This window comes from Shewanella sp. SM20 (genome assembly GCF_025654545.1).
In the GTDB taxonomy this organism is placed as follows: domain Bacteria; phylum Pseudomonadota; class Gammaproteobacteria; order Enterobacterales; family Shewanellaceae; genus Shewanella; species Shewanella oncorhynchi.
Window position 1 is genome coordinate 1 of the sequence record NZ_JAKKRK010000145.1, and the last position, 586, is coordinate 586.

3 tRNA genes are annotated in these 586 nt (G+C 48.5%); all 3 read right to left on the reverse strand.

Annotated features, from left to right (window positions below):
• Positions 1-65: 65 nt before the first annotated feature.
• The 3 genes from L5M18_RS23345 to L5M18_RS23355 all read right to left on the reverse strand — a co-directional run bounded on the left by L5M18_RS23345 (position 66) and on the right by L5M18_RS23355 (position 529).
• Positions 66-141 (reverse strand) — tRNA-Glu (locus tag L5M18_RS23345).
• Between the two features lie 118 nt (positions 142-259).
• Positions 260-335 (reverse strand) — tRNA-Glu (locus L5M18_RS23350).
• Between the two features lie 118 nt (positions 336-453).
• Positions 454-529 (reverse strand) — tRNA-Glu (locus tag L5M18_RS23355).
• Between the last annotated feature and the right edge of the window lie 57 nt (positions 530-586).

Sequence of the window (586 nt, forward strand, 5' to 3'; positions counted from 1 at the left end):
GGCTAGGAAGCAAATGCCTTGTTCTTACCAAACAACACGTTAGTTATTTGCTAGGAACCAAAATGTGGTATCCCCTAGGGGATTCGAACCCCTGTTACCGCCGTGAAAGGGCGGTGTCCTAGGCCTCTAGACGAAGGGGACCCGGACTTATGTTTTAACTCGTAACCGAGCTTTGTAACACATTCGCTTCAGTAGGCTAGGAAGCAAATGCCTTGTTCTTACCAAACAACACGTTAGTTATTTGCTAGGAACCCAAATGTGGTATCCCCTAGGGGATTCGAACCCCTGTTACCGCCGTGAAAGGGCGGTGTCCTAGGCCTCTAGACGAAGGGGACCCGGACTTATGATTTAACTCGTAACCGAGCTTTGTAACACATTCGCTTCAGTAGGCTAGGAAGCAAATGCCTTGTTCTTACCAAACAACACGTTAGTTATTTGCTAGGAACCAAAATGTGGTATCCCCTAGGGGATTCGAACCCCTGTTACCGCCGTGAAAGGGCGGTGTCCTAGGCCTCTAGACGAAGGGGACCCGGACTTATGTTTTAACTCGTAACCGAGCTTTGTAACACATTCACTTCAATAGGCT